Raw genomic sequence first — 24,246 nt, 5'->3', positions numbered from 1 at the left:
TATAAATAAAATATACAAATTATTTATTCTACTTTGTGAAAAATACAATTATATTTTAGCTAGGCGCTAATGCCATCTCAATAAAAGTTGAAATAAATGAAAAAAATCACAACATTGCTCACAGCGGGATTATTCACTGTACTTAGCGCTTCTGCATTTGCATGCCCTAAAGGTACAACATTGGTTGGTGGTACAGGCCCAAACCATAAAGGCGGCAAATGTGTTGCGGCAAATCCTGCAGCTCAAGCGACTCAAAAAGCGACGGCTGCAAGTACAAAAGCCAAAGCTGATGCAACTCAAGCAAAAGACAAAAGTGTAGCTGCAACCAAAGCTGTTGAAGCGAAACCTAAAGAAGCAGCGACAAAGGTAAAAACTGAAACTGCTGCAAGCAAAGCAAAAGCTGAAGCAACAACCAAAGCAGTAAAAAATGACGCTGCTGCAAAATCAACTGCTGCCAAAGACAAAGCAGTGAAAACTGCATCAACCAATCCGTTAAAACCTTAAGTAACAATGAACGTACTTAACCTAGATCTGTATCAATAAAAAATGGCGCATATTTGCGCCATTTACTAGGGTCTGTTAAAAAATATTATTATTTGCTTTGGTATTGCCTAAACTTGGATTTTCAATTGCGTCTTTACACTGGGCTTTATCACGCTCATATTGCGCTTGATTTTTTTGCATTTCACCATCTTTTTCCAATGTCGATCTTGCCCAAGTATCTAAACTGGTCATGGCTTTACGACACAACGCGTATTTACCTTCTGTCACCGAATCGGTCATTTTGACATTGATACGCCAGTCGGTACTGAGCTTTCGTAAAGGTTTACGTACATTGTCTTCAATCAAATTTAATTGCTTACGGTAGACAAAGGGTTCCACCTGATTGATCAGTTTCCATGCTTCGTTGGCATAGGTTGTCGCATCATTGGTTAGTTTTGGCGCAGCTTTAATTTCAACTTTTTCTTTAGATTCAGAAGATGAATTACCACATGCTTGTAAACCTAAAACACCTAACACCAAGGTCATACTCAATAATAATTTCGACTGATTTGCGAACATAAAGTTACGCCTAAATAAACATTTCGCTACTATGCTAGTAAATTCGGGTAGAATACACAATCTTGATTTTACCTTTTGTTTTACTCTCGTTTTAGGTGTCCTGTGTCAGAGCACAATCCCTCAGTCCAAACTGCTGGCTTTTGGCAAGGCGCTAAAGACAGTCAAGCCATCATCTTTACTTATCTGCCTGTATCTTTTGCCTTTGGTGTATCCGCGACCCAATTTGGTTTTAGTGCATGGGAAGCCTTATTTCTATCTTGCTCTATGTACGCTGGTGCTAGCCAATTTCTTGTGGTTGCATTATTGGGCAGTGGCACATCTATTTGGATGACAGCACTTACAGTCATTGCACTGGATATTCGCCATGTACTTTATGGGCCAGCCTTACAAAACCTGATTCAAGACCGTTTAAACCTTAAAAAGACCGCAGTATGGGCATGGGGTTTAACCGATGAAGTTTTTGCGGCTGGAATGATTAAACTTTCCCAACGTCGTCAGGAATGGTCAGAGTCTTGGATGTTAGGACTCAGCTTGTTTAGCTGGATGTCATGGGCCTTAGGTTCCTTTTTAGGTGGTTTATTTGCAGATCAAGTTAACGACTTGCCGCAATTTTTACAAGCCGCTTTAGACTTCTTGTTACCCGCATTGTTCTTAAGCTTCTTACTGGCAGCCTTTGAGAAAAAACATACTTTTGTGGTTGCCGTATCTTTAGTGGTTTCCGCATTGGCCTGTTATTTTATCAATATGTCGGCAGCAATTTTTATTGGGATTGCATCTGGGATTTTAGCAGGATTATTTAAACATTATGTTTTAAAGCAAACTGATGAAGTGAGTATTTAAAATGGATTTACAGATTATCTTGGTGGGGATATTGGTCGGTATTGCAAATTTTGCTTCACGCTTTGGTCCATTCTATCTGCTGCAAAAAAGCCAACAACACACACAAACTCGTGGCGCAACATGGTTAAAAATTGCATTAGGCAGTATTGGAATTGCAGCAATCAGTTCAATGTTAATTGTCGCCACTCTTCCACCATTGATCGAAACTCCAAATAAAAGTTTTGCGATGTTGGTGGGCTTTATCGTACTCACAGGATTATATTTTAAATTTAAAAGAATTGTTTTAGCGACACTTACAGCAGCATTGGCCTATGGTTTGGTCTACACCTATCTGTAGTTTTGTTGTTTGAAATATATTTAATGCATTAGCAAATCAGCGTTTAAATTTAAAGTCTTTAGGATTTAAAATGCTTTTATCTAATCAATTTACAATAATAAACTATGTAAATTAATTAGTTGTGTATGATTGCTTTCAAATATAATATTTAAAATACGCAACTCGATATGTTTATCGCACACTTACCTTCTGGCTATATCTTGGCTAAACTTTTACTCAAGAAATTTAAACAGACAAAAATCACCAATAAAGCTTTTTTTACGCTGATTATGCTTGGTGCAGTTTTTCCTGATATTGATCTATTCTATTTCTATTTATTCGATCATAGGTCGGTACATCACCATAAATATTTTTTACATTGGTTTTCATTTTGGATTCCAATCTTTCTAATTGCTTTATGTTATTTCATCCATTCAAAATACACGGCTAAACCTGCCCTGATGATCAGTCTTTTTTCGGGTGCTGCCCTACTACATATTGGCTTGGATACTTTTGTAGGTGATGTTTGGCTTTTTGCACCGTTTATTGATCAACCCTATGTATTTTTTGAAGTCAGCTCACGTTATCAGCCGTGGTGGTTAAACTTTATTCTGCATTGGTCATTTTTTGTAGAATTACTGATCTGCCTCATTGCGTTGATTCTGTTGGTTCGTAAAAAGAATTAATTAAAAATTCTTAATCAGTTTCTTGCGCAAATTCAAAGCCACTTCATTTGTAGTGGCAAACAACCGATAAGCTAAAAACTTTATAAAAAAATCTGTTAGACAATATCATTATTTTATGTCAATCAGCCCTTAACACACGCCTGAGTTCTGCTATGCTAACAGTCCATAAGACAAGCATGGAAGAATAGCATGAGCGTTACTATTGGTACCCCACTTCAATCATCTGCATTTAAAGTTTTACTGTTAGGTTCAGGAGAGCTTGGTAAAGAAGTGGTGATTTCATTACAACGACTTGGTGTCGAAGTTCACGCGGCAGACCGCTACGAAAACGCACCTGCCATGCAAGTTGCTCATTTCTCTTATGCCTTAAACATGGCAGATGCAACAGAATTAAAAGCTTTAATTGAAAAAGTAAAACCCAATCTTATTGTTCCAGAAATTGAAGCGATTGCTACTCAAGTATTAGTCGAAATCGAACAACAAAATATTGCAACCGTGATCCCTTCGGCAAAAGCCGTGAATTTAACCATGAACCGTGAAGGGATTCGTCGCTTAGCGGCAGAAGAACTTGGTTTACCGACTTCCGCTTACCGTTTTGCCAATACTTTAGAAAGCTTCCGTTCTGCATGTGATGACATTGGTTATCCGAACTTTGTTAAACCTGTAATGTCTTCTTCTGGTAAGGGGCAATCTCGTGTCAAAGAATATGCAGAAGTAGATGCGGCTTGGGAATATGCTCAAACGGGTGGTCGGGTAAATCAAGGTACGGTCATCGTTGAGTCACAAATTGACTTTGATTTTGAAATTACCTTACTCACTGTACGTTCGAAAAACCCAGAAACAGGTGAGATTGAAACCGCTTATTGTGATCCAATTGGGCATCGTCAAGATTCAGGCGACTATGTAGAAAGTTGGCAGCCTCAAGCAATGACTGAAACAGCTTTAAATGAAGCCAAACGCATTGCCAATAAAGTCACTGTAGCACTTGGTGGCTGTGGAATTTTTGGGGTAGAACTGTTTGTAAAAGGTGATAAAGTATGGTTTAGTGAAGTATCACCGCGTCCACACGATACAGGCTTAGTCACACTTGCATCACAATTCCAAAGTGAATTTGAATTACATGCACGTGCAATTTTAGGTTTACCAGTCAATACTGAACGACATAGTATTGCTGCAAGTGCTGTAATCTATGCAGGTATGGATGCAAATAATCTTTTATACTCTGGCTTAAATCTTGCTTTGCAAAATCCTGCGACAGACTTACGCCTGTTCGGTAAACCTGAAGGATTTAAACGTCGTCGTATGGGCGTGGCAACAGCACGTGCTGAAACAACAGACCAAGCACGTGAACTTGCACAAGAAACGGCTGCAAAAGTCACTGTTCATTTAAACAACTAGCCAATATATTTGCGGACAAGACATCCATGATCAACACCTCTCCTCTGTTGGAATATGTAACTGATATACATGACATTAAAGCGATTAATCAATGGCGTAGCGATGTCGAACAACAGTTAAATGAGGCCTATGATCATGGTACAACAATACGTGAAATTGTGCGTACCCGCTCAAATGTGGTAGATGAAGCCCTTATGTTTCTCTGGAAGCATTCAGGGCTAGATCAAACAGATCTCGGTTTATTTGCTGTTGGTGGCTATGGGCGACGCGAAATGTTGCCCTATTCCGATGTCGACATCATGATTCTTTCAGAAGAAGACCTTTCTCCTGAACAAGAACAAACGGTGACGCAATTTATTTCTACACTTTGGGATGTGGGAAATTTTAAACCGGGTGTCAGTGTACGGAGTATCCGTAGTTGTTTTGAACAAGCCACCAATGATCTTACTGTGGCAACCTCGCTGATTGAAGCGCGATTAATTATTGGCAATCAACATCTGGCAAGATGGCCTCGTCGTGTCGTTTCCCAAACTTGGACAGATAAGACGTTCTTTGATGCCAAGATGGATGAACAAGCGCAACGCTATGCACAACATAACAATACTGAAAGTAATTTAGAACCCGATATTAAAAATGCACCCGGCGGTATTCGGGACATTAACCAAATTGGCTGGATTGCCAAACGGCATTTCCGAGTCAATCGTATTTACGACTTGGTTCATTTGGGTTTTATTTCTGAATTTGAATTGGGCGTTCTGGAAGAAGCTGAAAACTTTCTTTGGGAAATTCGCCATCATTTACACCGTTTAACCAAACGTGATGAAAATCGTCTATTGTTTGATTATCAACGTGATATTGCAGCTAAATTTGGCTATACACGAGAAGATGATCATCATCCAAATTATCCAATTGAACAGTTCATGAAGCGTTATTATCGTACCGCTCAACAAGTTTCGACCTTAAATGAAATGTTATTGGCTTATTTCAATGAATCGGTGATTACCCCACGTTTACCCGACTATGAACGTAAAATCGAAAATATTAACGAACATTTTAAATTGGTCGATGGTAAGCTTGCCGTTCAACAACATAAAACCTTTTCCGAAAATCCAAGCGCTATTTTAGAGATTTTTTATATCTTGGCGAATCGCCCTGAAATCGAGGGTATTCGTGCACGTACATTGCGTCTTTTGACTTTAGCAGCAAAACGCATTGATCAAGCATTTCGTGATAATCCGACCCATCAAGCATTATTCATGGCGATCATTCGCTCTCCATATCGTTTATATGAAACCATGGTGGCAATGAAACGTTATGGTGTATTAGGAAATTATATTCCTGCTTTTGGGCAAATCATGGGGTTGATGCAATATGACTTGTTCCATATTTATACTGTCGATGCACATACCTTACTGTTAATTCGTAACTTAAATCGTTTTAAAGAACCTGGCTTTGCTAAAGACTACCCTGTTGTCAGTTCTGTATTTCAACGCTTAGTCCGCCGTGACATCGTATTCCTTGCTGCATTATTCCATGATATTGCCAAAGGCCGTGGTGGAGATCACAGTGAACTTGGCGCCGAAGATGCAATTGAATTCTGTCTTGCGCATGGATTTACCGAACGCGAATGTAATCTGGTTGCTTGGCTCATCCAAAACCATTTACTGATGTCGATGACCGCACAGAAAAAAGATATTTCAGATCCAGATGTGGTGAAAGAGTTTGCTGAAAAGCTTGGTGATATGGAGCATTTAGATTATCTCTATACGCTGACGGTTGCCGATATCAATGCCACCAATCCAAAACTTTGGAATACATGGCGCTCTTCTTTGATGCGTCAACTCTATACCCATGCGCGTGATGTGATTCGTTCTGGTTTGGGTCGTCCTGTTGATTATCAAATGCTGATTGAAGATACCAAATTCTCTGCAAGCGAAGTCTTGGTAGATGAGTTTCCACTTGATCAAGTTGAAAAGGTTTGGCAAGAGCTTGGGGACGAATACTTCCTTAAAGAATCCGCAGATGAAATTGCATGGCATACCCGTGCAATTTTGCAACACGGTGACAATCCTGCACCATTGGTGCTCATGCGTGCGCACCGTAAAGCAGCACAAGATGCTGTACAGATCTTTATTTATACTCAAGACCAACCCAATCTGTTTGCCACCACAGTGGCAATTTTGGATCGTATGAATCTGGATGTCCAAGATGCACGAATTATCACTGCAACCAAAGCCTTTAGTTTAGATACTTATGTGGTCTTGGATCGTTTCGGTACCTTATTAACCGATCCTGAACGTGAAGAAACAGTCAAACAGGCGTTAATTAAAGCCTTAAGCGAATCAGATAAATATCCGGGTTTGATGCAACGTCGTATTCCACGTCAACTTCGCCACTTCGATATTGAAAATACCGTGGATGTAACACTTAACGAAGCTTTGCAGCAAAATATGGTAGAAATCTCTACCCTCGACCAACCGGGCTTACTTGCACGCGTTGGTGGTTTATTTATGATGCAAGGTTTAGACATACATTCTGCTAGAATCGCCACGCTGGGTGAAAAAGCAGAAGATATTTTCTTTGTCACCAAAAAAGATGGCACCCCCCTCACTGAAGCTGAGGCTGAAGTCTTTACCGCAAAATTAAAAGCGGCATTAGATGAAGCATCCAATCAAATCTGTGGGCAACATTAATCTTACTTTCTATCGTGGTAATTGTTTCATGAACTCTAGTTTGTCTTTATTACATCCTTATCCATTTGAAAAGTTAAGCCAGCTTTTTCAGGATGTAAAACCTGCAGATTTACCTTTGATCCCACTTTCAATTGGAGAACCAAAGCATCCTGCTCCTGAGTTTGTGAAGCAAGCGATCATTGATAATTTTCAGCACCTTTCAACTTATCCAAACAGCAAAGGTTTACCTGAACTTCGTGAAAGTATTGCTCAGTGGCTAACCCGTCGTTTTAAACTGAATGCGATCAGTGCGGAAGATCATGTCCTTCCGGTAACAGGTACACGTGAAGGGATTTTCTCTTTTGTACAAGCCTTGATTAATCGTGATGACGCACCTTATGTGGTAATGCCTAATCCGTTCTATCAGATTTATGAAGGTGCAACACTTTTAGCTGGCGCCAAGCCATACTTTGTTAACTGTACCGAAGACAACAATTACCTCGGTGATTTTGATGCTGTACCTGCTGAAGTTTGGGAAAAAACTGCACTTTTGTTTGTTTGTACGCCGGGAAATCCTACTGGTGCGGTACTTTCAAAAGCACAATTCAAAAAGCTAATTGCACTTTCTGACCAATATGACTTTGTGATTGCCTCTGATGAATGTTACTCAGAATTGTGGTTTGATGAAGCACCGATCGGCTTATTGGAAGTCTGTGCTGAATTAGGTCGTGACGACTATAAAAATTGTATCGTGTTCCATTCACTGTCTAAGCGTTCAAACCTACCGGGTATGCGCTCAGGTTTTGTTGCTGGGGATGCAAACTTACTTAAACCTTATTTAAAATTCCGTACTTATCACGGCGCTGCAATGCCAGTCCAACATCAATTGGCTTCAATTGTTGCTTGGAACGATGAAACACATGTTGAAGAAAATCGTAGACTGTATCGTGCCAAATTTGATTTGTTCCAAAATGAACTCGGTCATCTTTTACCATTACAAAAGCCCGATGCAGGTTTCTATTATTGGTTAAAAGTCGATCATGATGAAAACTTTGCCAAAATGTTAATGGAAAAAGCCAACATTAAAGTTTTACCGGGGCGTTATTTGTCTCGTGATACTGAACAAGGCAATCCTGGTGAAGGTCATGTTCGTATGGCATTGGTCGCAGATATTGCTCAATGTGAGCAAGTGATTCAACGTCTAAAAACCATTTTATAAAAATATGCTGTTATAAAAAATGCCCCAAATTTGGGGCATTTTTTATGGTGTTTAAAAATCAAAGGTTGCACTTAATTTAAAGGTACGGGGATCACCTAAAGACAAATAGGTATAGTCATTTACAGATGCTGAAGCCCAATAATCCTTGTCTAAAACATTAGTCACTGAGAAATTGAATGTTGTCGGAACTTTATTAATTTTGGTTTTATAATTTGCACCAACATCTAATCTCGTCCAATCGTTAATTTTCAACGTATTGGCATTATCGGCATATGTTGAACCCGTATACACAACACGACCATTTACACTAATATCCTGTTCAACTGGCAATTTCCAATCTGCTTCTAGATTCGCTTGAAACTTTGGAACGCCAATAACTTCATTATTATTGTATAAACCTTGATAAGTATCCTTCTGTTTGGTATCAATCCACGTCGCACCACCCAAAATCTTAATGAAGTCAGTTAATTGACCATAGGCATTAAATTCAAGACCTTGATGGATATTGGTTGCCTGACTCAATTGTGGAGTTCCAGAAGTATTCACAGAAGCTTTTCGACGGTCTGTATAGAAGTAACTCAATGCACCACCGAGGTGATCATTTTCGAACTTTAATCCAACTTCTTTCTGCTTAGATACAAAAGGATCAGCAATATAGTTATTACCGACACTATCCTGTATCGCATCCCCTTGTACTAAAGCTTCTATATAATTAGCGTAAATTGCCATTTCAGGGGTTAATTTATAGCTTACACCTAATGCTGGGGTAACTTTGTTTTTATTAATATCGTACTTATAGGTACCATATGAATAAACATCTTGTTCAATTTCTTGATAGCGCGCACCAAGCATTACAGTCAAACGATCATTTAGAGCAGAAATATTATCGCCTAAAGCTACACTTTTTAAAGTATTCACTCCAGCTTTGGGGTATGTACCAGCGGCACCTAGCCATTTATTAATATTTGAGCCATCTGTATAAATAGGATTATAAAAATTATCGTCTAAACTTGTTGCATAACCATAACTATATCGTTTATCTGCTCGATAGATCGACCCAGAAAAAACTACATTATGCTTTAAAGAACCTGTATCAAATTTCGTTTTTACCCCAATTTCTGCACTGTTATTGGTATCTTTTCGTGGAATGGTCGATGCCGATAATTTGGCAGCTCCTGTTTGAGTATTACTTAATTGCTGACTTGAATAGACACCATCTTCTTCTGTTTTACGGAATCCATAAGCAGCATATGCAGTTGTTGCATCATTTAAATCATATTCTGCACGGAAGCTACCAAAAATATCTTCTTCATTTGAATATGTCCATGACTGACCATGATAATTCGCATACTGTGATGCACTTGGTAATGCAGTTACGCTATTGGTTAAACGCAAACTTGGGCGATTTTCACTTAAACGGTTGTTGGTATATCCCAAATCACCAGAGAGGCGTAATTGTTCACCTTTATAATCCATCGCAATTGAAGCTACACCTAGTGAATTATCTTCTTTGTCAATTTCTGTATTGCCACCATGATATGCCGTATTTACACGCACACCAAATTTTTCATCTTCACCAAAACGTCTCGATACATCTGATGAAATATAGCCACCATTAAAATCTGTACCTACATTGATACGATTTAATGGCTCATTTCCCGCTCTTTTAGGCAACAAATTAATAGAACCACCAATCCCAGTTCCTCCGGGAATCGCTCCATTTAAAAATGCTGAGGCACCTTTAAATACTTCGACACGTTCAAATAACTCCGTTGGAATATATTGACGAGGAAGTATTCCATATAAACCGTTATAAGCCGTATCATCAGAAGCTAGCACAAAACCACGAATAAAATATGCTTCCTGAAAATTCCCAAAGCCCTTTGCTGTACGCACAGCTGAATCTGCCTGAAGTACATCTCCCACACTCTCAGCTTGTCGCTCTTGAATATATTGATTGGTATAGCTAGTTAGATTAAACGGTGTATCTATATTTTTCTGATTGCCAAATATCCCAACTTTACCACCAGAAGCCACCTGTCCTCCAGCAAATGCTGGCATTAAACCCTCTGCTGATGCATCTGCACTTGCGACTACTGTAATCGTACTCAGTTGTTTTGCATTGCCATTGCTCGATTGAGTCGATGAAGCATCTTGTTGTTCAGCATGCGCAATTGCAGCACTTGTCGCCACTGCCATCATCACAATTAAGGGTTTAATTTTTCGCATAGGAGGCTCTAAAACAGTCATCTAAATTAAGCCGCCATATTAAATGATAATCACTCTTACTTAAACTTACTTTCTCATTTTATAAGCGTGATTTTTTAAATAAAAAAGCAAGATCTCATGGTATTTATTTATTAAAAAATATTATAAATTGTGAATGGTCTTGTAGTTTTTATACAAAATTATGCTGATCTTGATGGTTTCTATATTAAAAACATATAAATAATTTTAACCGCTCAAGCCATCTAATAATCAAGGCCATAAAACAACAAATATCACTAACTTCAACGGCCTCTCTATAGCAAAATTTAACTGCTTAACTTTCAAAAAATCACATTAAGCGCTGTATTGCAACTTGACCAAACATACAGCCTTTAGAGATACTCAACTTATCTCTACTCATTTAAAAAACTAAAATGAAATCGCATGACCCAATGAAAAAAAAACGCATAAACTCAAAACTCGGGATCATTATTGCAATTATTTTTATTGTGCTAATCGTGGCTTTTATTGGATGGAAATCTTCAAATAAAAAACAGCCTTCTCCAGAAAATGCAGCAACATCCGCTTCTAGTGCAAAACCAGCACTGACTGTAACGGTGATACAACCCGAACTGCAAAACTGGAAGCAAAACTTTACAGCCAATGGCAATATTGCTGCATGGCAAGAAGTGGTGATTGGCAGTGAACTTTCAGGGCAACGAATTACCAAAGTCAATGTCAACGTTGGAGATAGCGTACAACGTGGGCAAGTTTTGGCTGAAATTAACAGTGAAAGTATTCGTGCTGAATTGGCGACAGCAAAGGCCAATTATGCAGAAGCGAAAGCTGTACTAGCTGATGCCAGTATCAATAATCAACGTATTCAACAACTCAAAAATACTGGTGCAATTTCACAACAAGAAGCGACAAAATACCTGACTTCTCAAAGTACAGCACAAGCCCGTTTAGATGCTGCCAAAGCCCAAATTGACAGTAATCAGCTTCGTTTAACACAAACCCAAGTGATTGCACCCGATCATGGGGTTATTTCAGCACGTACAGCAACAGTTGGCTCATTGGCACAAACGGGACAAGAACTGTTCCGCTTGATCCGTGATAACCGTTTGGAATGGCGTGCCGAAGTCACCTCGACAGACTTATATAAACTTAAAAAAGGCATGACAGCGCATATCACCTCACCTGATCCTAGCCGTTCAGCCGTTTCAGGTAGCGTTCGCATGATTGCACCAGTCATTGACCCGCAAACACGTTATGGCTTGGTTTATGTGGATATACCTACCACTGATGCTGTTCGTATGGGTATGTTTGTCAAAGGTGAGTTTGATCTAGGCGAAAAGCCAGCACTAACAGTGCCTCAAACCGCAGTACTTTTACGTGATGGTTTCTCTTATGTGTTTATTGTCAATAAAGATAATCGAGTGACTCAACAGAAAGTCACACTTGGTCGGCGTTTAAATGATCGCGTTGAAATTGTTGATTTAGCAGCAAATACTCAACTGGTTGCCTCTGGAACAGGATTCTTGTCAGATGGTGATTTAATCAAACGTGGTCATGCCATTCCAGATACACCATTGACCAAACAACTCGTTAGCACGCAGGAGAAATAACATGAATTTCTCCGCTTGGTCGATTAAAAATCCGATTCCCGGTATCTTGCTTTTTATCATGCTTGGTTTAGCCGGTTTGATGTGTTTTCATTGGATGAAAATCCAACAATTTCCCGATATTGAATTACCGATGGTTACGGTTACTGCGGCTTTACCCGGTGCAGCACCACCGCAACTGGAAACAGAAGTTGCACGTAAAATTGAGAACTCGATTGCAACTTTACAGGGACTTAAAAATCAATATACCAATATCCAAGATGGTGTAGTCACCGTAACCGCAGAGTTTCAACTGGAAAAACCACTGCAAGAAGCTGTTGATGATGTCCGTAACGCGGTTTCACAAGTACGTTCAGATTTACCTGCGGATCTTCGTGATCCAATTGTCAGTAAAATCAATCTTTCAGGTTCACCGATTCTCACCTACACCATCCAATCCCCTCGTATGGATGAGGAAGCACTGTCTTGGTTTGTAGATTATGACGTTGCACGTGCAATGTTAAAAGTCAAAGGCGTTGGTGCGGTTTCTCGTGTAGGCGGTGTCACGCGTCAAGTTGAAGTTGAATTAGATCCTGAAAAACTCTTGGCGTTAAATGCCACAGCAACAGACATCACCAGACAATTACGCCTTGTTCAGCAAGATGCTTCTGGTGGGCAAACAAAAATAGGCGGCAGTGAACAGTCTATTCGTACCATTGCCACAGTAAAAACTGCTGCTGAAATTGCAGCAATGGATATTGCCTTGAGTGATGGTCGCCATATTCGGCTGGATCAAGTTGCCAACATTCGTGATGGCATTGCTGAACGACGTTCTGCTGCACTGTTAAATGGCCACCCTGTGATTGGCTTTGAAATTACCCGCAGTAAAGGTGCAAGTGAAGTTGATGTTGAAATCGGAGTAAAAGAGGCACTTGAAACATTAAAAGCGGCGCATCCTGATATTAAAATCACTGAAGCATTTAACTTTGTAAATCCTGTGGTTGATAACTATAAAGGCTCAATGTCCTTGCTGTATGAAGGCGCACTGCTTGCAATCTTGGTGGTTTGGCTGTTTTTACGTGATTGGCGTGCCACGATCATTGCGGCAACTGCCCTGCCTTTGTCCATTCTACCCGCCTTAATTGGCATGTATTACTTAGGCTTTACTTTAAATATTGTCACACTGTTAGCCATGTCGTTGGTTGTTGGAATACTGGTCGATGATGCCATTGTAGAAATTGAAAATATCATCCGGCATCTTCGAATGGGGAAAACGCCTTATGAAGCGGCCATGGAGGCAGCCGATGAAATTGGTTTAGCCGTAATTGCCACCACTTTCACCTTGATTGCAGTGTTCTTACCCACTGCCTTTATGAGTGGTATTGCAGGTAAATTCTTTGTGCAATTTGGCTGGACAGCGGCTTTGGCTATTTTTGCCTCACTCTTGGTGGCACGCTTACTGACACCTATGATGTCAGCCTATATTCTTAAACCTTGGGTTGGTAAAGTTGAAAGTCATCACGACAATCAAGTATTAGATGATCAAAGCCAAGCAATCAAAGATCATGGTGATCTTGAACTTCAACATGATCGTGCCAAAGATGGTCGGGTGATGCGCGCATATATGCGAATGGTCACGTGGTGTTTAAATCATCGTTGGATCACCTTAAGCAGTGCCATCATATTTTTTATCGCTTCACTGATGCTCATCCCATTACTCCCTACAGGCTTTGTTCCACCACCTGACACTGGGCAGACCCAAGTGCGTGTTGAGCTTCCACCAGGTTCACAATTTCCAGATACCTTAAAAGCAGCAGAATACGCGCGTAGTTTAATTAAGGATCATCCTGAAATTAAAAGTGTCTATACCACGATTGGTGGTGGTTCAGCAGGTACAGATCCTTTTGCGGGTGGTGCATCAAGTGAACCAAGAAAAGCAACCTTAACCATTCAAGTCACAGCACGTTCAGACCGTGCTGCAAGTTTGCAAAAAATTGAAAATGACTTGCGCCAACGTTTAGCTCCACTGCCTGGTGCACGGATTCAAGTCGGTATTGCAGGCAATAACAGCCAATATCAAATTGCGCTGTCAGGTGATGACCCAGATGTATTAATCAGTACAGCACGTCAAGTAGAACGAGAAATCCGGACTATTCCAAATATTGGTAGTATTACCTCAAGCGCAGCATTGATTCGCCCTGAATTGGTGATTCGCCCTGACTTTGCAAAAGCTGCGGATTTAGGCATTACCACACAAAATATCGCTGAAACTGTGCGTATTGCCACGGCGGGAGATTTTGATCAAAATTTGGCAAAATTAAACCTTTCGCAACGGCAAATTCCGATCGTCATCAAACTGCCCCTGTCTGCACGTCAAGACCAAGACCTGATTAAACGCTTGATGATTACAGGCAGTAAAGGTCCAGTGATGTTAGGCACCATTGCACAAGTTAATATTGAAAGTGGTCCTTCACAAATTGACCGCTTTAACCGTTTACGTAACATCAACTTTAATATTGAGCTCAATGATCAGCCTTTAGGCGATGTTGCGGCTGCTGTAGATAAACTTCCAACCATCAAAAACTTACCTCCGACGGTAAAACGTACCAATCTGGGTGATGCCGATGTGATGGAACAGCTCTTTGCAAGCTTTGGTTTAGCTATGCTCACAGGCGTATTGTGTATCTATGTGGTCTTGGTGCTCTTGTTTAAAGACTTCTTACAACCAATCACCATTTTAGTAGCATTGCCTTTGGCACTGGGTGGTGCGTTTGTGCTACTGCTTTTAGCAAAAAGTAGTTTTTCGATGCCAAGTTTGATTGGCTTAATCATGTTGATGGGAATTGCCAGTAAAAACTCGATTCTTTTGGTCGATTATGCAATTATCGCCCGTAATGAACGGCAGTATTCACGTATGAATGCGCTCTTAGATGCCTGTCATAAGCGTGCACGACCCATTATTATGACCACTTTAGCGATGGGTGCAGGTATGTTTCCAATTGCCTTAGGAATAGGTACAGATCCAAGTTTTAGAGCACCGATGGCAATCTCTGTAATTGGTGGACTGATTACCAGTACCTTCTTGTCGTTATTGGTTATTCCTGTTGTGTATACCTTTATTGATGATATTCACAACATGTTATTTAAGCGCAATAAAGCCAATAAATCGAAAGAAGCAAGCGTATCTCATTCTTGATTTTTAAAATTGAATGAGATGACAACATAATGTAAAAGAGAAAGCCTATCTAGATCTTTATTAGACTTCTTTCATAAGTCCTTTTTAAAACCATAAATCAACATAAAAGCACCCTCATCCTAGCCTTCTCCCAAAGGGAGAAGGAACTTTCAATACCAATATGATTCACTCCACATGATCATTTTTTGATTTATCAAAGATCTTTATTAGATAGACATTTTTTTATTTGGGCTAATCTTATTTGATTAATTCAGCAACAAAGCTGCGGCAAATAAGCCAAAGCATAAGGATGAAAGATAATAAATATATTTGATTTTGGTTTTAAACCAATGCATAGCTTTATTTTGAGTCATCAATCGCACCAGAAACAAGTTCCAGATCAAAACTACACTCACCATCCACAGACAGGTTAAAGTCAATTGAACAACATTATAGTGTTGATAAATTGCCATAATAATACTGCTATAAAACAGAATATTTTTAGGATTTAATAAACTCGACTGTATCCCCAGCAAGACATATTTTATCCATGCAAAGGTTGGTTTATTTTGGTGTTCTAGATGGTAATCCACTGTTAGCTTTGCTTGTTGTGCAAATATAAAACATCGATAAGACAAATAGCTTAAATAAGCAATACAGCCCCATTTTACCAACTTTAAAATTTCATCATCAAATTTGCCAAGAAAAAACAATGAGCTCAAAATAAGGCCAATCACGGCAACATTTCCCAAGACGATCCCTAAACAAACAGCTCTCGCCGCATGTGGCCCATTTCGAAACAATGAGGTTAAAATAAGAAAAAAATCAGGGCCGGGTGAAAGTAAAGCAATGAAATGGGTGGCAATCACAATAAAGAACAGTTGCATTACTCGATCCAAAAAATATTTAGATAAGCTTAAATATTTTTAGAACCTATTATCTTGTAGATAATTGCGCAGTTAGAGCATGACAAACTGCGCTTGAAACTGCTTCGGTGTGATTCCAGTATGCGATTTAAACACATGATGAAAATGACTTTGGTCTGTAAATCCCAAATCATGTGCAACTTGAATAATTGCTTCTCCAGACTTCAAACGCTTTCTGGCTATATTTATTTTTTGATTTAATTGATACGCATGTGGTGTTAAGCCAAAATTATTTTTAAACAAGCGAATAATGGCATAACGACTAATCCCGAGGCTTTGACTGAGATCCTCTAAAGAAAGCATCTGTTTACTATGCTTCATATCATCAATAATTGCACCCAAATGCTTTTGAAAATAATCAGATTGCTTTAATAAGGTAAATTCAAAATTGGGCAATAATATTTCACTCAGGACTTCAATTAATTGTTGTTGTTTGAATAAAATCGATATGGTTGGATCAAATAACAGCTGATTTAACTGCGTAAATGCTTGGTATATATGTGGGTTTGTTAAAATTTGTGGTTTTAGCAACGGAATATGATGGGGATAAAGCTGCTCAATATCTTTGACTAATTCTGAAAAAAGTTGAGCAACCCAATGTGCATCTAGATGCATCATTTGATAACTCCATGCTTGATTTTCCAGTGGATTACATGCGTGTTCCACCTCAGCAGGAATGATTACTACGCTTCCTGTTTGAATTTGCTCTTCGCTGGCAAAATAGCTACTAAAGCGACTTATTCCACAATCCACAGCACCAATCGAAAAGGTCGGATGGCTATGTGATCTATAGCAAATACGGCTTTGACATGCCCTACGTGTTTCGACATAGGGCATTTGCGGATCAGTCCAAAATTCAACTGCAGTGTCTAATTGCATCATATCCTCAGTCTTATTTTGGTCTGTACAACAGGTTATTCTGCTAAAGCTTTTTCAATATCGTGTTCTATATCCTCAGGCTTCGTGGTTGGTGCATAGCGGTTAATCACTTCACCTTTCTTATTTATTAAGAATTTGGTGAAATTCCACTTAATGCCACTGCCGAGTATGCCCTTACTGTTATTGGTTAAATAACGGAATATCACATGCGCTTCAGGTCCTTTTACATTCACTTTAGCGAACATTGGAAAAGAAACACCATAATTGCGTTGGCAATAAGCGCCGATTTGCTCATTTGTACCGGGGTCTTGTCCACCGAACTGGTTACAAGGAAATCCTAGAACTTCAAGACCTTGGTCTTTATATTTCTCGTAAACCTTTTCTAATCCTGCAAATTGTGGGGTAAAGCCACATTTACTTGCAGTATTTACAATCAATAAAACTTTTCCTTCATAATCAGAAAAAGATTTATTTTCACCCTCTAACAGCTCAGCCTCAAACTGATAAATGTTGGTCATGGATACGTTTCCTCGTCGTCTTTTTCTTGTGATTTTAATTCTAAAGAAGCGGAATTTACGCAGTAGCGTAAGCCCGTTGGTTGTGGTCCATCTTCAAATACATGCCCCAAATGAGCGTCGCAATGATGGCATATAATTTCTACACGTTCCATACCATGCGAATGATCATCTTGTTCTTCTATAACAGTATTATTGATTGGTTTAAAAAAGCTCGGCCAACCACAACCACTGTCATATTTGGTTTCTGAAGAGAATAATTCTTCCCCACAACATCGACATACATAGGTTCCATGCTGCTTGGAATTCCAATACTTTCCAGTAAAGGCAGCTTCAGTGCCCTTTTGTCGAGTGATTTTAAATTCCTCTGGTGATAACTCTCTTTGCCATTCTCGGTCTGTTTTATTGAGTTTTCCCATCATTAAACTCCTTTAAATCTTTGACATTCAATGTCATGCTTCAGTACTTCCATATTTACGCTAGAGCTTGGAAAATTTCTAGCTAAATTTCAACATAGATTGTGATATTTCAGTAATCTATTTTTTTAACTCAAAATAATTGGATAAAATTATGTCCGTTTTAGGTAACACAACCCCACGTGAAATCAAGAAATCGTCAAAGCTAGAGCATGTTTGCTACGACATTCGTGGACCAGTGTTACGAGCGGCCAATGAGATGGAAGAAGCCGGTCATAAAATTATTAAATTAAATATCGGTAACCCCGCCCCGTTCGGCTTTGAAGCCCCGCAAGAAATTATCAATGATGTGGCTTTAAATTTGCCTAATGCTGTCGGTTATACAGATTCAAAAGGGATCTTCCCTGCGCGTAAAGCCATTTGTCAGTATTATCAGCAAAAAGGCATCTTAGATTTACATGTCAAAGATGTGTATATCGGGAATGGTGTATCTGAACTGATCGTTATGGCGATGCAAGGTTTATTGGATGATGGCGATGAAATGCTGGTTCCAATGCCGGATTACCCATTATGGACGGCAGCCGTAAATCTATCAGGTGGTACAGCGATTCACTATAAATGTGATGACCAAAACTACTGGTATCCTGATATGGCGGATATGGAAAGTAAAATCACCCCGAATACTCGTGGTATTGTGGTGATTAACCCAAACAATCCAACAGGTTCAGTCTATCCACGCCATGTTTTAGAACAGATTGTCGCATTGGCAAAAAAACATGATCTGATTTTATTTGCAGATGAAATTTACGACAAAATTGTGTATGACGGTATCGAACATGTCTCTGTTGCAGCATTAGCAGGAAACCATTTATGCGTTTCTTTTAATGGTTTATCTAAAGCCTATCGTATTGCCGGCTACCGTTCTGGTTGGATGGCGATTACGGGTGATAAGTCACGTGCAATGGATTACATCGAAGGCTTAGACATGCTTGCCTCAATGCGTTTATGTGCCAACCATCAAGCCCAATATGCGATTCAAACTGCTTTAGGCGGCTATCAATCGATTAATGATTTGATCCGCCCAGGTGGTCGTTTATATGAACAACGCAATATTGCTTGGGAAATGCTTAACGATATTCCTGGTGTGTCGTGCGTAAAACCAGAAGGTGCAATGTATTGTTTCCCTAGACTAGATCCTGAAATCTATCCAATTGAAGATGATGAAAAATTCATGTTAGATTTCCTCAAAGCTGAAAAAGTTTTACTGGTTCAAGGAACAGGTTTTAACTGGCCTACACCTGATCATTTCCGTGTGGTATTCCTCCCCGCAGAAAATGAATTACGTGAAGCAATGAATCGCTTAAGTCGTTTCTTGGCAAAAATGCGTTAATCTTTATAAAGTAGAGATAAGCTCAAAAAGGCATTCAAAATTGAATGCCTTTTTTATTGCTCAAGCATCTGTACAACTAAAAACTTAGTCATTGCCGTTATATTGCACAACATCTTCATTGAATGCTGAAAAAACACACTGGCAAGCACTTTATCCAGTTTTAATAGTATGTAACTATAAATTTGAGTGATTATTTGAAAAATTACATTTTTAAATAAGTATGGGCAACAGCTCAGTATTTATATAGATTGAAAAACTGGTACAAAAAATGCTTATGACCAGAACAATGATTGAAAAGGATAGTTTATGAAAAAGACGGTTACTGCACTTACACTTGCAATTGGCATGCTTTTACCCTTTACGAGTTATGCAAAAAATAATGTCGTTGTCGTCGCAACTGGCGGTACGATCGCGGGTGCTGGAGCAAGTTCTACAAATAGCGCAACATATACTGCTGCGAAAGTTCCTGTAGATGATTTGTTGAATGCAGTTCCGCAAATTCAAAATCTTGCCAATGTTACAGGTGTACAGGCTTTACAGGTTGCTTCAGAAAGCATCACTGACAAAGAGCTTTTAACCATTGCACGTAAAGTAAATGAATTGGTTAAAAAGCCTGATGTGAATGGCGTGGTGATTACCCATGGTACAGATACTTTAGAAGAAACTGCTTATTTTCTAAGTCTTACGGTTCATACAGATAAACCAATTGTCGTTGTTGGTTCTATGCGTCCACCTTCAGCGCTTTCAGCTGACGGCCCTTTGAACCTGTATAGTGCTGTTGCGCTTGCTGCCGCAGACAGTGCCAAAGGCAAAGGCGTTTTTGTGTTAATGAATGATGATATTTTTGCAGCACGCGATGTGTCAAAGACCATCAATATTCATACCGATGCTTTTGTCAGCCAATGGGGTGCTTTAGGTACACTGGTTGAAGGTAAACCTTATTGGTTTAGAAACGTTGCAAAACGTTTTAACAATAGCTCTGAGTTTAATATTGAGAACATTCAAGGTGATGCGTTACCAATCGTTCAAATCGTTTATGGTTCAGGCAATATGCTTCCAGATGCCTATGTGGCCTATGCGAAAGCGGGTGCTAAAGCCATTATTCATGCGGGTACAGGTAATGGTTCCGTTGCGAATTATATTGTTCCGACATTAAACCAACTCCAGCAACAAGGCGTACAAATCATTCGTTCTTCACGCGTTCCACAAGGTTTTGTGTTACGTAATGCTGAGCAGCCTGATGATAAATATGGTTGGGTGGTTGCTCACGATTTAAATCCGCAAAAAGCAAAACTTTTAGCCGCTTTGGCACTCACCAAAACCAAAGATGCAAAAGAAATTCAACGGATGTTCTGGGAATACTAAGTTTAATCTTTGAATCAAGCTTAATACTTGAATCAACTTTAAAACCAGCACAAAGTTAAGCGTGAAACTATGCATTAAACCGTCAAATAAATTTGGCGGTTTAATTTTATCTTGAATGGATAATGATTTAATCCACTGTTAAATCCAATTGATCAAGGATATAAAGTGTATTGCCATCGATGATAGTTTTATCTTGATCCAAATACTTTTGTTCCAGTACCCCATCTGTTTCAGAAAAAGCATAATCATCATCATTGAGCACTGCTAAATGCTGTTCATCAATCACCCATAGACCTTCAATTTTATCGTGCGGATACTGTAAACGCGCAACCAAATCCACCACTAAGGTTTTTTCTACCGGATAGATACCCTGTTGAGCCAGACCACTCCAGCCTGCTGTTAACACATATTGTTCTAAGGTTTGTTCCGCTATCAACAGGCCGAATTGTTCATCTTGCCGAATCGTCGAAGTTGGCTTTAGCTTTTCCAAATCAGTGGCATGTTGCAAATTGATTTTATAAATCCGTTTAAATGCTTGAGAATTATCTTTATAGAAATCATCATCACGTTCTGCGACTAGAAATTGAGTGGAACTCAAAGCTGTAATTGCTGTATTTGAATAGGTCTTTGCACCCCCTTCTTGTTGATACAAATACTGAGAAACGACTTTGCTTTCTAAATCAATCATCACAATACGCACAAGATCTGATTTGCTTACTGAAGCATCGGGATTACTCATGGTGGATTGCATGATGCCCACCAGCTTTTTTTGATCAGGTGTAATGGTTAAACCTTCCATCCCTCGATTTTGGCGTCGATTGGCATATTCTTGGGGCAATAAATACCCCGATGTTCTGCGCTCATCTAAGACATAGGCATTGATACGGTCGATTTCTAGCCCGTCTGCATTAAAATGCACAATATGAGGACCATATTCATCACTGACCCAGAAAGTACCATCTTTGAGTGCAACCAAACCTTCAGCATCCAATCCAAATTCATCTGTGCCTATGGCTAATTTCTTGCCATCTTGGTCATAGGCGATTTCTTTACTTGCGCCAAAATGCTGATTAGGCAAACCTGTAATATTTCTGCCTGTTGGATCTTTTAATAGAATTTCTTTTATTTTCTGAATAGTTCCATCATTTTTTAACTCAAATAATCCAATCTTAGGGGTATAGTCAGGCTCTAAAAAGATTTTGCCATGATCTTGATTAACGTTATACGTGGTATTCGGCCCACGATCTGTAAGTGCATAGAATTGATACTTTTCTGTAGGGTGTGCTGAAATTTCTGAACCAAACCCACCACAACGAATCTCGATAAAATGGCCAGGTTTTGCACCATCAGGAATATTGTGAATGTTTAAAACTTCATAAGGTAAACGCACGCCTTGGCTAAATTTTTTATAAAGCTGAGGATCTGTATCAATATTGTTTGGGTGGATATGCTGTTCAGAAGACAATAAGTCCATGTTCCAATCTCATTTTTTAATATTCTGATTATTTTTTATCATGAAATCAGATAAACCACAGTAAAAGAAATGCGATAAACTGTGTAGATACACTTTCAAAGTCAATATAAATGAAAAGATTTTTTACCCTATCACTGATTGTTTGTTCTGCATCGCTACAATTGGCATATGCTGGGACGACGTTTAAAAAAGTTTCTGAGTGTCAGAGTGATTATTTTAATGGCGATTATTGTTCTAAAGCCAACCTTGCCAAATATAAAAATGCGCTTAAAACAATGCAGCCCAATTTTGATAAAAAATATATTTTACTCAATACGGGAACTTCAGATTCTTTAGAAATGATTGCTTTAGATACCCAAACAGGGATTGCCTATCCACTCAATTATCAGTTTACGGGTTGGGAAGATAATGAAGGCAATGTCAAAAAGAAGCCCACTTATACATTTGCATTGAATGACTCAAAATTATGCTTAATGGGTTCACAATTCGATGGTGATCACCCTGGCACACATGAAACCTATAGCAATATTAAAAATTGTTTTAGTATCAATCATCAATATGGCCATACAAACTTTGAATCAAATTACGATGATCAAGTTCAATATCACTATGATAACAAAAGCAAAACATGGAAGCCTTATTCGCGTTAAATTTTAAATCCATAAAAAAAGAGGCTTTCGCCTCTTTTTTAAATTTAACAATCCGTTCAATATCGGACTTAAACTAATTCAGGTTTAGTCAATTCAGTCATTGGCCAACGTGGTGTTGTCGTCACCGATAAACCATCTTTTTGTCCAGCTTTTAAACGCTGATAACCTGCAAACGCAATCATTGCACCATTATCTGTACATAAAGCAGGTTCTGCATAATAAACTGTTGCTTTAATTTTAGCTAAGTCTGCTTCTAAGCGCTCTCTTAAACGTTTATTGGCACTGACACCGCCCGCAATCACCAAACGTCTTAAACCCGATTGTTTTAAGGCTTTAATCGACTTTTTAACCAAAGTATCCACTAAAGCTTCTTGGAATGAAGCTGCAATATCTGCATCACGTTGTTCTTCACCTAATTTTTTTAACTGCACTGAAACAGCAGTTTTTAGACCACTAAATGAAAAATCTAGCCCTTGATGCAACATTGGACGTGGAAATTCAAACGCGTTTTTGTCACCTTGTTCCGCCAATTTTGAAATATTTGGACCACCGGGATAAGGTAATTTCAACATTTTTGCGACTTTATCAAAAGCTTCACCAGCAGCATCGTCAATCGACTCACCTAGAATTTCGTACTCACCTATTGCATGTGCTGCCATCAATTGAGTGTGTCCACCTGACACTAATAATGCGACAAACGGAAATTCAGGTGGATTTTCGGATAATAATGGAGCAAGCATATGACCTTCCATATGATGCACGCCAATTGCGGGTTTATTCAGCGCAAAAGCCAAGGTACGACCAAATAATGCCCCTGTCATCAGTGCACCCATTAAGCCAGGGCCGCGCGTATACGCCACTGCATCGATCTCTGATTTTCTCACACCGCTTTGCTCAAGCAACTGATTAATCAGAGGAATTAACTTCCGAACATGATCACGAGAGGCCAATTCAGGGACCACACCACCATACTCTGCATGCAATTTAATTTGACTATATAACACCTGTCCTCTTAAGCCGACTTCATTGTCATAGAGCGCTAATCCTGTTTCATCACATGAAGTTTCTAAGCCCAGAACGATCATTAAATTGCCTTTTACCCATTTCAAAATATTGCTAAAGCTATTATAGACTTGTGGTATGAGATGTAAATGAGTAAAATACTGACCTTCACTTGTGATCTAGGGTAATTCGACCCTGATCTTATCCATAACTTAATGAGGATTCTTCATGCCACAAGTTAAATTGAAAGAAGGCGAACCAGTAGACGTAGCTATCCGTCGTTTCAAACGTTCATGCGAAAAAGCTGGTGTTTTAGCTGATGTTCGTAAACGTGAATTCTACGAGAAACCTACTCAAGAACGTAAACGTAAAAAAGCTGCTGCTGTTAAACGCTACCAAAAGAAATTGGCGCGTGAATCAGTACGTACTACTCGCCTTTACTAAGATTA

At 39.2% G+C, this 24,246-nt stretch carries 21 protein-coding genes; 13 read left to right on the top strand and 8 right to left on the bottom strand.

What is annotated here, in order from left to right:
• The first annotated feature begins 96 nt into the window (after positions 1-96).
• Positions 97-504, top strand: a complete 408-nt coding sequence (locus tag AC07U8_RS09235; RefSeq protein ID WP_419312107.1) for a hypothetical protein — start codon at positions 97-99, stop codon at positions 502-504.
• 75 nt (positions 505-579) lie between these two features.
• Here AC07U8_RS09235 and AC07U8_RS09230 read toward each other — a convergent pair whose 3' ends face one another.
• Complete coding sequence (locus tag AC07U8_RS09230) at positions 580-1,062, bottom strand: hypothetical protein (protein ID WP_494737744.1); 483 nt, start codon at positions 1,060-1,062, stop codon at positions 580-582.
• A 102-nt stretch (positions 1,063-1,164) separates the two neighbouring features.
• Between AC07U8_RS09230 and AC07U8_RS09225 the strand changes: the two genes are divergently transcribed.
• From AC07U8_RS09225 to dapC, 6 genes are all read left to right on the top strand, one after another.
• On the top strand, positions 1,165-1,902 hold the full coding sequence (locus AC07U8_RS09225) for an AzlC family ABC transporter permease (protein ID WP_234623976.1): 738 nt from the start codon (positions 1,165-1,167) through the stop codon (positions 1,900-1,902).
• 1 nt (position 1,903) lies between these two features.
• Positions 1,904-2,239 carry an L-valine transporter subunit YgaH gene (gene ygaH / locus AC07U8_RS09220; protein ID WP_056510745.1) on the top strand — a complete coding sequence of 112 codons (336 nt, stop codon included), beginning with the start codon at positions 1,904-1,906 and terminating at the stop codon, positions 2,237-2,239.
• A gap of 167 nt (positions 2,240-2,406) precedes the next feature.
• Positions 2,407-2,904: a metal-dependent hydrolase gene (locus tag AC07U8_RS09215; protein WP_004821144.1), complete on the top strand. Its 498-nt coding sequence runs from the start codon at positions 2,407-2,409 to the stop codon at positions 2,902-2,904.
• A gap of 189 nt (positions 2,905-3,093) precedes the next feature.
• Positions 3,094-4,302: a formate-dependent phosphoribosylglycinamide formyltransferase gene (gene purT, locus AC07U8_RS09210; protein WP_004821142.1), complete on the top strand. Its 1,209-nt coding sequence runs from the start codon at positions 3,094-3,096 to the stop codon at positions 4,300-4,302.
• Between the two features lie 26 nt (positions 4,303-4,328).
• On the top strand, positions 4,329-6,995 hold the full coding sequence (glnD, locus tag AC07U8_RS09205) for a [protein-PII] uridylyltransferase (RefSeq protein ID WP_004821140.1): 2,667 nt from the start codon (positions 4,329-4,331) through the stop codon (positions 6,993-6,995).
• 28 nt (positions 6,996-7,023) lie between these two features.
• Complete coding sequence (gene dapC, locus AC07U8_RS09200; RefSeq protein ID WP_016539515.1) at positions 7,024-8,193, top strand: succinyldiaminopimelate transaminase; 1,170 nt, start codon at positions 7,024-7,026, stop codon at positions 8,191-8,193.
• Between the two features lie 51 nt (positions 8,194-8,244).
• On the opposite strand, the gene AC07U8_RS09195 is transcribed toward dapC, so the two are convergent.
• Positions 8,245-10,422: a TonB-dependent receptor gene (locus AC07U8_RS09195; RefSeq protein WP_494737743.1), complete on the bottom strand. Its 2,178-nt coding sequence runs from the start codon at positions 10,420-10,422 to the stop codon at positions 8,245-8,247.
• Between the two features lie 431 nt (positions 10,423-10,853).
• Between AC07U8_RS09195 and AC07U8_RS09190 the strand changes: the two genes are divergently transcribed.
• Together AC07U8_RS09190 and AC07U8_RS09185 are read left to right on the top strand one after the other, a co-directional pair.
• Complete coding sequence (locus AC07U8_RS09190; protein ID WP_154130188.1) at positions 10,854-12,029, top strand: efflux RND transporter periplasmic adaptor subunit; 1,176 nt, start codon at positions 10,854-10,856, stop codon at positions 12,027-12,029.
• 1 nt (position 12,030) lies between these two features.
• The gene (locus tag AC07U8_RS09185; protein WP_494737742.1) at positions 12,031-15,201 is read left to right on the top strand and encodes an efflux RND transporter permease subunit; all 3,171 of its coding nucleotides are present in this window, start codon (positions 12,031-12,033) and stop codon (positions 15,199-15,201) included.
• A 245-nt stretch (positions 15,202-15,446) separates the two neighbouring features.
• Here AC07U8_RS09185 and AC07U8_RS09180 read toward each other — a convergent pair whose 3' ends face one another.
• From AC07U8_RS09180 to msrB, 4 genes are all read right to left on the bottom strand, one after another.
• Positions 15,447-16,067, bottom strand: coding sequence for a LysE family translocator (locus tag AC07U8_RS09180; RefSeq protein ID WP_494737741.1), 621 nt, complete (start codon positions 16,065-16,067; stop codon positions 15,447-15,449).
• Positions 16,068-16,139: 72 nt separating this feature from the next.
• On the bottom strand, positions 16,140-16,985 hold the full coding sequence (locus tag AC07U8_RS09175) for an AraC family transcriptional regulator (protein ID WP_494738590.1): 846 nt from the start codon (positions 16,983-16,985) through the stop codon (positions 16,140-16,142).
• Positions 16,986-17,020: 35 nt separating this feature from the next.
• Positions 17,021-17,503 (bottom strand): glutathione peroxidase, encoded by a 483-nt coding sequence (locus tag AC07U8_RS09170; RefSeq protein ID WP_494737740.1) that lies wholly within the window; start codon positions 17,501-17,503, stop codon positions 17,021-17,023.
• A complete protein-coding gene (msrB, locus tag AC07U8_RS09165) occupies positions 17,500-17,919 on the bottom strand; it encodes a peptide-methionine (R)-S-oxide reductase MsrB (protein ID WP_494738589.1) in 420 nt (139 codons plus the stop codon). The genes AC07U8_RS09170 and msrB overlap by 4 nt, the downstream gene beginning before the upstream one ends.
• A gap of 151 nt (positions 17,920-18,070) precedes the next feature.
• Here msrB and AC07U8_RS09160 point away from each other — a divergent pair, with 151 nt between their 5' ends.
• Positions 18,071-19,306 carry a pyridoxal phosphate-dependent aminotransferase gene (locus tag AC07U8_RS09160; protein WP_004720962.1) on the top strand — a complete coding sequence of 412 codons (1,236 nt, stop codon included), beginning with the start codon at positions 18,071-18,073 and terminating at the stop codon, positions 19,304-19,306.
• Positions 19,307-19,612: 306 nt separating this feature from the next.
• Positions 19,613-20,671: a type II asparaginase gene (locus AC07U8_RS09155; protein ID WP_004720964.1), complete on the top strand. Its 1,059-nt coding sequence runs from the start codon at positions 19,613-19,615 to the stop codon at positions 20,669-20,671.
• Between the two features lie 127 nt (positions 20,672-20,798).
• Here AC07U8_RS09155 and AC07U8_RS09150 read toward each other — a convergent pair whose 3' ends face one another.
• The gene (locus tag AC07U8_RS09150; protein WP_303576213.1) at positions 20,799-22,145 is read right to left on the bottom strand and encodes an esterase-like activity of phytase family protein; all 1,347 of its coding nucleotides are present in this window, start codon (positions 22,143-22,145) and stop codon (positions 20,799-20,801) included.
• 110 nt (positions 22,146-22,255) lie between these two features.
• Here AC07U8_RS09150 and AC07U8_RS09145 point away from each other — a divergent pair, with 110 nt between their 5' ends.
• Positions 22,256-22,795 carry a hypothetical protein gene (locus AC07U8_RS09145; protein WP_270382198.1) on the top strand — a complete coding sequence of 180 codons (540 nt, stop codon included), beginning with the start codon at positions 22,256-22,258 and terminating at the stop codon, positions 22,793-22,795.
• Between the two features lie 68 nt (positions 22,796-22,863).
• Here the strand turns inward: AC07U8_RS09145 and tsaD are convergent, their stop codons facing one another.
• Positions 22,864-23,880 carry a tRNA (adenosine(37)-N6)-threonylcarbamoyltransferase complex transferase subunit TsaD gene (gene tsaD, locus AC07U8_RS09140; protein WP_239045761.1) on the bottom strand — a complete coding sequence of 339 codons (1,017 nt, stop codon included), beginning with the start codon at positions 23,878-23,880 and terminating at the stop codon, positions 22,864-22,866.
• Between the two features lie 145 nt (positions 23,881-24,025).
• Between tsaD and rpsU the strand changes: the two genes are divergently transcribed.
• Positions 24,026-24,241: a 30S ribosomal protein S21 gene (rpsU, locus tag AC07U8_RS09135; RefSeq protein WP_001136722.1), complete on the top strand. Its 216-nt coding sequence runs from the start codon at positions 24,026-24,028 to the stop codon at positions 24,239-24,241.
• The last annotated feature ends 5 nt before the right edge of the window (positions 24,242-24,246 follow it).

The organism is Acinetobacter sp. GW821-FHT01E09 (genome assembly GCF_059422385.1).
This window is presented reverse-complemented; position numbering and strand designations above follow the sequence as displayed.

Coding starts and splice junctions, on each gene's coding strand:
- AC07U8_RS09235 (WP_419312107.1), top strand. CDS start 97: ATGAAAAAAATCACAACATTGCTCACAGCGGGATTATTCACTGTACTT.
- AC07U8_RS09185 (WP_494737742.1), top strand. CDS start 12,031: ATGAATTTCTCCGCTTGGTCGATTAAAAATCCGATTCCCGGTATCTTG.
- AC07U8_RS09160 (WP_004720962.1), top strand. CDS start 18,071: ATGTCCGTTTTAGGTAACACAACCCCACGTGAAATCAAGAAATCGTCA.
- purT (WP_004821142.1), top strand. CDS start 3,094: ATGAGCGTTACTATTGGTACCCCACTTCAATCATCTGCATTTAAAGTT.
- AC07U8_RS09230 (WP_494737744.1), bottom strand. CDS start 1,062: ATGTTCGCAAATCAGTCGAAATTATTATTGAGTATGACCTTGGTGTTA.
- ygaH (WP_056510745.1), top strand. CDS start 1,904: ATGGATTTACAGATTATCTTGGTGGGGATATTGGTCGGTATTGCAAAT.
- glnD (WP_004821140.1), top strand. CDS start 4,329: ATGATCAACACCTCTCCTCTGTTGGAATATGTAACTGATATACATGAC.
- AC07U8_RS09175 (WP_494738590.1), bottom strand. CDS start 16,985: ATGCAATTAGACACTGCAGTTGAATTTTGGACTGATCCGCAAATGCCC.
- msrB (WP_494738589.1), bottom strand. CDS start 17,919: ATGGGAAAACTCAATAAAACAGACCGAGAATGGCAAAGAGAGTTATCA.
- AC07U8_RS09170 (WP_494737740.1), bottom strand. CDS start 17,503: ATGACCAACATTTATCAGTTTGAGGCTGAGCTGTTAGAGGGTGAAAAT.
- tsaD (WP_239045761.1), bottom strand. CDS start 23,880: ATGATCGTTCTGGGCTTAGAAACTTCATGTGATGAAACAGGATTAGCG.
- dapC (WP_016539515.1), top strand. CDS start 7,024: ATGAACTCTAGTTTGTCTTTATTACATCCTTATCCATTTGAAAAGTTA.
- AC07U8_RS09180 (WP_494737741.1), bottom strand. CDS start 16,067: ATGCAACTGTTCTTTATTGTGATTGCCACCCATTTCATTGCTTTACTT.
- AC07U8_RS09145 (WP_270382198.1), top strand. CDS start 22,256: ATGAAAAGATTTTTTACCCTATCACTGATTGTTTGTTCTGCATCGCTA.
- AC07U8_RS09155 (WP_004720964.1), top strand. CDS start 19,613: ATGAAAAAGACGGTTACTGCACTTACACTTGCAATTGGCATGCTTTTA.
- AC07U8_RS09215 (WP_004821144.1), top strand. CDS start 2,407: ATGTTTATCGCACACTTACCTTCTGGCTATATCTTGGCTAAACTTTTA.
- AC07U8_RS09190 (WP_154130188.1), top strand. CDS start 10,854: ATGAAAAAAAAACGCATAAACTCAAAACTCGGGATCATTATTGCAATT.
- rpsU (WP_001136722.1), top strand. CDS start 24,026: ATGCCACAAGTTAAATTGAAAGAAGGCGAACCAGTAGACGTAGCTATC.
- AC07U8_RS09150 (WP_303576213.1), bottom strand. CDS start 22,145: ATGGACTTATTGTCTTCTGAACAGCATATCCACCCAAACAATATTGAT.
- AC07U8_RS09195 (WP_494737743.1), bottom strand. CDS start 10,422: ATGCGAAAAATTAAACCCTTAATTGTGATGATGGCAGTGGCGACAAGT.